The sequence below is a fragment of the Paenibacillus sp. J14 genome (assembly GCF_000518465.1).
Taxonomy (GTDB): Bacteria; Bacillota; Bacilli; order Paenibacillales; family Paenibacillaceae; genus Fontibacillus; species Fontibacillus barengoltzii.
This window is the reverse complement of record NZ_JADQ01000094.1, coordinates 1-8,313: the sequence shown is the minus strand read 5'-3', so window position 1 is coordinate 8,313 and position 8,313 is coordinate 1. Positions and strand designations below refer to the sequence as shown.

6 protein-coding genes, 2 tRNA genes and 1 pseudogene are annotated in these 8,313 nt (G+C 46.3%); all 9 read left to right on the top strand.

Annotated elements, in window-relative coordinates:
- A partial coding sequence (locus tag M891_RS0121835) for a transposase (RefSeq protein ID WP_028538260.1) occupies positions 1 to 186 on the top strand: 186 nt, incomplete at its 5' end.
- A 245-nt stretch (positions 187 to 431) separates the two neighbouring features.
- Positions 432 to 2,534 (top strand): putative bifunctional diguanylate cyclase/phosphodiesterase, encoded by a 2,103-nt coding sequence (locus tag M891_RS0121830; protein ID WP_028540262.1) that lies wholly within the window; start codon positions 432 to 434, stop codon positions 2,532 to 2,534.
- An 81-nt stretch (positions 2,535 to 2,615) separates the two neighbouring features.
- Positions 2,616 to 3,188, top strand: coding sequence for a TetR/AcrR family transcriptional regulator (locus M891_RS0121825; protein WP_028540261.1), 573 nt, complete (start codon positions 2,616 to 2,618; stop codon positions 3,186 to 3,188).
- Positions 3,189 to 3,419: 231 nt separating this feature from the next.
- Positions 3,420 to 4,370 carry an aldo/keto reductase gene (locus M891_RS0121820; protein ID WP_028540260.1) on the top strand — a complete coding sequence of 317 codons (951 nt, stop codon included), beginning with the start codon at positions 3,420 to 3,422 and terminating at the stop codon, positions 4,368 to 4,370.
- Positions 4,371 to 4,395: 25 nt separating this feature from the next.
- Positions 4,396 to 5,469 (top strand): Atu2307/SP_0267 family LLM class monooxygenase, encoded by a 1,074-nt coding sequence (locus tag M891_RS0121815; RefSeq protein ID WP_028540259.1) that lies wholly within the window; start codon positions 4,396 to 4,398, stop codon positions 5,467 to 5,469.
- Positions 5,470 to 5,526: 57 nt separating this feature from the next.
- Positions 5,527 to 6,876, top strand: coding sequence for a hypothetical protein (locus M891_RS0121810; RefSeq protein WP_028540258.1), 1,350 nt, complete (start codon positions 5,527 to 5,529; stop codon positions 6,874 to 6,876).
- A 115-nt stretch (positions 6,877 to 6,991) separates the two neighbouring features.
- Positions 6,992 to 7,065: transfer RNA gene (locus tag M891_RS0121805), tRNA-Pro, on the top strand.
- A gap of 10 nt (positions 7,066 to 7,075) precedes the next feature.
- Positions 7,076 to 7,146, top strand: a tRNA-Gly gene (locus M891_RS0121800).
- A gap of 886 nt (positions 7,147 to 8,032) precedes the next feature.
- A pseudogene (locus M891_RS0121795) lies at positions 8,033 to 8,313 on the top strand (DoxX family membrane protein); the annotation flags it as partial.

Below are 8,313 nucleotides of genomic sequence, written 5' to 3'. Positions count from 1 at the left end.
CTAAAGTATAAATATGGAAATCGGAAATTTTGGGCGGAGGGATACTACGTAAGCACAGTGGGCTTGAATGAGGCCACTGTCGCAAAGTATATCCGCGAGCAGGAAGCACATGACCAGGCAATCGATAAACTGAGCGTCAAAGAGTATGAAGATCCATTTAGCAGAAACGGTAGCAAGAAAAAGTAAACCAGTTTAACTGGTAAGTGAAAGTGACAAAAACACTGAGCCTGAACAATTTTATTGTCAGGCTAGCGTCTTTAGGCGCAGTTTGGCAACAAGGGGTTATACCCCAAGAGCAAACCACCCGTTGGACGGGTGGTTATGATTTTTCCTCGACAAATTTGAGAAAAAGGAAGGAAATAAGCGGAAAATGTTGAATAGTACAACTCATGACGGATCGATAAGTACTTACCTCCGGAGGTTGATACGCATTGAGGATTAGGGCAGAGGAACGAACGACAATCATCCAAGGGGTAATCGGATTGGCGGCGATGATCGGGGTTGTCCAGTTGTCGGCATGGAACAGGTTTCCGCCAGGAACGGCCGAGGTTGTCCAAACGCTGCATCTTTTGACAGGTCTCATGTGCATGGCCATATCCTTCGCGATCTTCGCACAGGGATGGATTCTGTTTACCGACAAACTGTCCAAGCAGCGACTTTACACGGCCGTGTTATTTTCAGTGATCGGGATATTGGATATTCTGTACACTGTTTCGTACGGTGATATCTCGCTGCTTGGCTTCGAACCGAACGAAAATTTGGCGACCTGGTTTCTGGTGATCTCCCATTTACTAGGAGCTTTTGGGATGCTGCGGATCTTTGCTGCGACGGACCAGCAGGTGTCCGGGCAGCAGAAAGTGACGATGTTCGCCAGTGCCGTCTTCTTGACGCTGTTAGGTCTGTTTGTGTTAAATCGATACCAAGACAACTTGCCGCTACTATTGGAAACGGAGCTTCTGCAACTGATGATGCAAGCGGGGATTCCTCTGCTGTACCTCCTTGTCGCTACGGCTGTCCTTTATCGACATCGGACAGAGCGCCCTTCAGCCATGATGATGGTAACCGGGGCACTGCTCTTCATGGCGATGGGTCATGTCTTGCTGATCTGTCCGCCGGGGCAAGTTGAGGGGTTAACTCAAGCGGTAGGGCAAGGGTATATGGCCATTTCGTATTACATCGTATTAAAAGGGGTTTACCGGCTGACGATTGAAGAACCGTTACGCGGTCAAATCATCATGGAAACCCAGATGAAGCATATGGCCTACCATGATGATTTGACCGGACTGCCGAACTTGCGACAAATGAAGGAGCAGTTGGACGAGCTCTTGGTATTTTCGCGATCTTGTATCGGTGTGGCGGTGATCAATATCGACCGGTTTAAGGCGATTAACGACTCGCTGGGTTACAGTGCGGGGGACAAAGTGCTGACCGAGCTCGGAAGTCGGTTAGCGGTACTTGAAGGCCCTCAGCAATGGATGTATCGGGTGGGCGAGGACGAATTCGCCGTGGTCTTCTCCGAGCTGCCGGATGCTTCGGCCGCCGAGGAGCGGGCCAAGCAGCTGTTAGCCTCTGTTGATCCCGGGGTCCTCATTGATGACACAGAATATCATATTTCCTTGAGCATGGGGTTGTCCGTATTTCCAAATGATGCCGACTCGGTCAACCAGTTGATCCAATTTGCCGATATGGCAGTACACCATGCGAAGGAGCAAGGCGTGGAGTTTCTACGTTATCATGCATCGATGAAACAGCGCACCCAAGCGAAGGTAGAGCTTGAGAATGATATGCGCAAGGCGCTGGAGCGGGGGGAATTCTTCCTGGAGTTCCAGCCGCAGATCAGTTTGGATACGGGGAAAATGGTTGGGATGGAGGCACTTGTTCGTTGGAACCATCCGAAGCGGGGATTGATACCTCCAAGTGAATTCATTCCGCTAGCCGAAGAGAATGGGCTGATCGTTCCACTTGGCGAATGGGTGCTAAGAACGGCATGCCAGTATAATAAGAAATGGCAGCAGGAAGGATTCGAACCCGTTTGTGTATCCGTCAATTTGTCGATGCGCCAGTTCCGGCAATATAATTTAGCGGAGCACGTGGACGCAATCCTGCGTGAAGTAGGGTTAGATCCACAATATCTGGAGCTGGAAGTGACGGAAAGTATGACATACGATATTGAAACCGCGCTAGATCAGCTTCATCGCTTGAAGCGTTTAGGGATACATATCAGCATCGATGATTTCGGCACAGGCTACAGCTCGCTTTATTATTTGAAAAGCCTGCCGATCGATCGGTTGAAAATTGACCGCGCCTTCGTCAAAGAGGTCATGTACGACGGGAACGACGCGGCGATCGTCTCCACCATCACCACTATGGCACATCACTTAAAGCTGAAGGTGACGGCCGAAGGCGTAGAGAACGAGGAGCAGCTGGAGTTTCTGAAGCGCCAACGTTGCCACGAAGGACAAGGATATCTGTTTAGCAAGCCGGTGTCTGCCGGGGTGCTGGAGAGTGAATTCCTTAGCCGGCTAGCCGGCTAAGGAATTTTTTATGATTTTAGGTAAAAAAAGCGAAAGGGCTGAATATTGACTTTCGATCGAACGTTCGATTATAATGTGGCCATGAAAAACAAATCTGATAACAAATCCGAACTGATCTATCAAACAACAATTGAACTTCTCAATGAAATTGGACTATCCGAGATTTCCATGTCCAAAATTGCGAAGCGGGCAAACATCTCGTCGTCGACCATTTACTTTTATTTTGAAAGTAAAGAAGACTTGTTGATTAAGCTATACTTTAAGCTTAAGGAACAAATGCATGAGAAAATGTTTCTTGGCGTTACGGAGGACATGTCAGTCAAGGCTGCCTTTGAGAAGATCTTGCGGAATTACTCCAGTTACATCGTGAATAATCAAGCTAATTTTCTGTTGATGGAACAGTTTTTTGATTCACCATTTATCCAAAAACACTGTAAAGATCAAAATGGTGGTGTGTTTAAGCCGATGTATCCTTTATTCGAAAGGGGGATTAAGGAAGGGCTGTTTAAGGATTCGGAAACGAATCTGTTAGTTACTTACTCCTGCTTGCCTTTTGTCCAAATGGGCAAAGAGTATATTAACGGTGAGTATGAATTCACCCCAGACAACATCGACAAAATGATTCAAATGAGCTGGGATGCGATCAAAGCATGAACAGCCTCTTTTTTCATTTCAATAGATCGAACGTTCGATCGAGTTGATGAGTACTTTAATTTGCATCAATTTGATCGAACGTTCGATAAAATAAATATTTTTAAAACGATTTGAACGAACGTTCGATAAAAAGGGGAGGTGAAACTAATTACAATTAAAATCTAAACATGTAGATCATTGTGAAAATGTAATTTCTTGACATAAAAAACAAAAGACAGAGGAGAGATATTTATGGAAAAAAGAGCCCTGGGGTCAAGCGGACTGAAAGTCTCAGCGATGGGATTAGGCTGCATGACGATGTCTGATTTTTACGGCAGTGACCGGGATGAACAGGAATCGATACGGACGATTCATCGAGCATTGGACCTTGGTGTAAACTTCTTGGACACTTCAGATCTGTACGGTAACGGAGAAAATGAGAAGCTGGTAGGAAAAGCGATTAAGGATCGGCGTGACGAGGTTGTTTTAGCAACCAAGTTTGGGGTTGTACGTGAGGGAGGCTATTGGGGCTATAACGGCAGCCCGAGATATGTGAAGGCAGCTGCCGAAGCAAGCTTGCGCAGATTAGGTGTTGACCACATTGACCTGTATTATCTGCACCGGATCGATCCTTTTACCCCCATTGAGGAGACGGTGGGGGCGATGGCTGAGTTGGTGAAAGAAGGAAAGGTCCGTTATATCGGTCTTTCGGAAGCCCCGGCACATCTCATCCGCAGAGCACATGCAGTTCATCCAATTACGGCAGTGCAAACGGAATATTCCTTATGGTCTCGAGACATTGAAGACGAAGTTCTTCCTACTCTCAGAGAGCTGGGCATTGGATTTGTCGCCTACAGCCCGCTTGGACGTGGGTTCCTAACTGGGACAATCCAGCGATACGAGGATTTGGATTACAGCGATGTAAGACGCAACTTCCCAAGATTTCAAGGACAGAACTTACAGAAAAACCTTCAATTCGTTGCTCGGATTCAAGAAATGGCGGCGGAAAAGGGATGCACTGCGCCGCAATTGGCGTTGAAATGGATTTTGATGCAAGGTAACGATATTGTGCCTATTCCAGGGACGAAAAGAAGAAAGTATTTAGAGGAAAATATTGCAGCTTTGCAGGTTGAACTTACAGATTCGGATCTTCAACGTCTCAATCAAATCGCACCTAAAAACGTGGCTGCAGGACATCGTTAACTACAGAACATGAAGGAGGATCATTATGACGGAATCCATAGATTTTGAACTAGGCATTAACACCTTTCTAGAGACTTCTCCAGATCCTGTAACGGGCAAGCGGATCAGCCATCCCGAGCGGATTCGAAACGGGATTGAAGAGATCGTTGTTGCCGATCAAGCTGGCCTTGATGTGTTTGGGATCGGAGAACATCAGCGGTTTGATTTTGCCTCCGAGGCTCCAGCTGTCATCCTTGCTGCGGCAGCTGCTTTAACCAAGCGAATTCGGCTCACGAGTGCTGTTACCGTTCTTTCCTCGGATGATCCGGTTCGGGTCTATCAATCATTCTCAACGCTGGACAGCATCAGTAATGGGCGGGCCGAAATTATGGTCGGCAGAGGCGCTTTTGTTGATTCGTTCCCGTTGTTTGGCTACGACTTAAATGACTACGAGGAATTGTTTGAAGAACATCTTGAACTGCTTCTTAAGATTAGAGCTTCAGAAAAAGTCACATGGCGAGGCGGTCATCGTCCGGCGATTCATAATCTCGGCGTCTATCCACGATCTGTCCAAGACCCGCTTCCAGTGTGGGTTGGATCTGGAGGACGACCGGATTCGGCTATTCGAGCAGGAACGTTGGGATTGCCTATTGTCTTTGCGATCATCGGCGGAAACCCGGAAAGATTTGCGCCCCTCGTCGAATTGTATAAACAAGCAGCTGCGAGTGCAGGCCATGATGTAAGTAAGCTTAAAATTGCGACACACTCGCACGGTTTCGTTAGTGAAACAACCGAGGAGGCGGTTCGGTTACACCGACCTTACCAGGTCGTTCAAATGAACGAACTCGGCAGAGTATTGGGCTGGGCGCCATACACCGAAGCATCCTATGAGCTAAATCGCAAGATGGATGGTTCCCTCTATGTTGGTGATCCTGAATATGTTGCAGAGAAGATTCTTCACACCCGCAAAATGCTAGGAACCAACCGCTTCTTCCTGCATCTGAATATTGGCACAATGCCTCATCGTGAAGTACTGCGTGCCATTGAGTTGTTTGGCACCCGAGTCGCACCGATTGTTCGAAAAGAAATCGCCAAAGAAAACAAGCAGACGACCGTTTAAGTATCCTTTCCATCGTGGAGTCTTAAGGGAGTCATATATAAGGGAGTTTCGATGCGTATGTTACAAAAGTCAGCAATTGACGACAACGAGAATACATCCGAGGAACCTGGAGTTGCTTTGAAGTTAGAGCATCATGTTGAACTTGCCCTGCCATCGGTTAGAGCTGGATTTACAGATGATGGACGTCTTGCTTTACAAGTTGGTTCTGATTATTTGATAGGTGACATGTATCTGGCGAACGTATTGAAAACGATCATTGCAAATGAGAGCTTCGTATATATGTATTTGAATGAGGATGTGTCACATCTTTGCGATTTGTTGATAGAGTCAGAGTTAAACTTATTATCTGGGCGGCTTAAGGAACACTTTGCGCTAACGATGAATTATCCGGCAGACCCTTTTCAGCCAGAAGGGATCGCCAGATTATTAGGGCTTGATGCTGAATCCATAGGCAATGAGGCCAATCGAAAGCTTTTGCTAGAGCATCTGGATCATTTATTGGTGAGACGATTCGGTAAAATCTCCGACACAGGCAAGTATAGAGAACCCACTGGCTTGAACAGAGCGATAGAGCTTTATCGTGAAGGAACTGCTAACCCTGCACTTAAGATTAAGTTGAACAAGAGTGAGGGCGAGCTTATATTCCTTGACTCTCATTTTAAAGCAGAAGTTGCTTCTCCATACGGAATTTCAGCGGCAGGTACATCAGAGACGGTTACAGCCATGGACAAAACGATCACGACATTTGAACGCATCATTCCTCGGTTGGGAATATACTATGCTCTATCCCAAGCTCAGATTGCTTTGTTCCGCTTAGGATGGGGATTCAAGGACATCCAAGCAAGTGATACTGTGATCAAAAGCTGGATTAGCGAGGTAACCGCTCGTTTGATCCCTGCAAGTCGAATGCCTAGTGAAACGACGATATTATATTTTATTAGAGCGACTTTACCGGATGGTTCCGAGGTGAACGGGATGTGGCCGAATACATTGTCAGCCGAATTATTCTACAACCTCGAAACTGGACGTGTAGAACATTATGTTTCAGAGCATGAGCATCAATTGGAACTGAAAGATGGCTACCGATTTACTCTCGCCAATACGGTTGATGGTGGTATAGCTGTCAGAACCGTTCCAGCCGATACGCAGGATACCCATCCTACACTTCAGTTCTATAACGATAGAGAACATTTGGATAAAGGTTTGATATTGCCAGCAGAAGACCAGTCAGTCTCTCTAATGGGCAAAGTTAGCCCTAGAGCCGGTCATTTTAAAACATCACATTTAAGAGCTCCTAAGGGCAAGGAATTTAAGTTCGTCTTGCGGGGATCCAATCATTTTGATGTTTATATCGTGGATGCAGGTCAGGGCGGAGTATATATGATTAACGATAACTCTGTTTCATGAATGCGGAGGATCGCAAGCCACCTGCCGGCACAGAAGCTGCCGGCAGGTTTCGCTTGCGCTCGCAGGCGAAACGTGATATATTAATTTCTGCCTTCTCAAAAAGGCCTAAAACTAACGGGACGTAGCTCAGCTTGGTAGAGCACCTGGTTTGGGACCAGGGGGTCGCATGTTCGAATCGTGTCGTCCCGATTGTTAGATTGCGGGTGTAGTTCAATGGTAGAACTCCAGCCTTCCAAGCTGGTAGCGTGGGTTCGATTCCCATCACCCGCTTATTTTTTCTCTGAAACCCTTGTGGCGCAAGGGTTTTTCTTTTGCATAAATTTCGACAAACGATAGACGGACTTTAGGTTCATGGTGCAAAATTCAGGATTCAGATTTTCGAGCGGATCTATGAGCGCTCGATTGACCGTTTCTGTCTCGGCTCGGTTGGTTAAGCCTGATTTATAAAGGGTTTTGAGGTATTAAGGACGTGTTCACCCAGATTTTACCCAGTTATTCACATAGCTGGCGTAAAGGGTGAGCGCGTCTTCAGCGCTCAAATGTGCGGCCAGGCACTCGGCTCAAAGCCGGGACGCCGGCCTTTTTTTGTTGCTCCCCGGTATACAGCGGTTCTGATCTGGCGAAAAAAAAAGAAAAGACCACCAAAGCACCGTCTAAAGTGGTCATATCAGATAACTGCTGAATAGTTATCTTCTCTTTTTGTGTTTTTTAAGGCTGGATACATGACACATTACGTCTTTGACGGAATACTCATAAATGTGTTGTGGAATGGGTACACAGTGATGCTTTCTAATGATGAGGGTGATAGTAGTTTTCGTAAATCGACACTGGAGGATCAACAACGGTTTGTGTTGGGCATGTCGGGCAAAAATACATTAGACTCATCTCCCTATAGATTAATTCAAAATATTGTATGCAAAGAGCAAATCAGTGACTGTTTATTTGTCCATGTTTAAAAATTTCACCTGCACAACGAAGCCCACTTCGGTAAGGATTTTTTTTGTTGTGAGAGAGACTAGTTCAAAATTTATTTTCTCAAATTCTGATATTTGTGATTTAAATCACATATATAGTGAAAAAAATCACATATAATAAAGACATCAAAGATGATCATCCCAAAAACAAAAACTAAAGATAAATCAAAGGAGTGGTTCTTATGTTTAACAATTTCCTCAGAACAAACAAAGTGGCAATGTGGCTCTTGACCGTCATCCGCGTCTACCTTGGCTANCAATGGATCGAAGCTGGCTATCACAAAATCACCGGCGGTTTCGATGCCGCAGGCTTCCTGACNGGAGCGATCGCGAACAGCACCGGCGACCATCCAGCCGTACAAGGCTGGTGGGCAGCCTTCCTGGAACACGTTGCTCTGCCGAATGTCGGACTCTTTAACTTCCTGGTGCCTTACGGTGAGTTCCTGGTTGGTCTGGGGCTGAT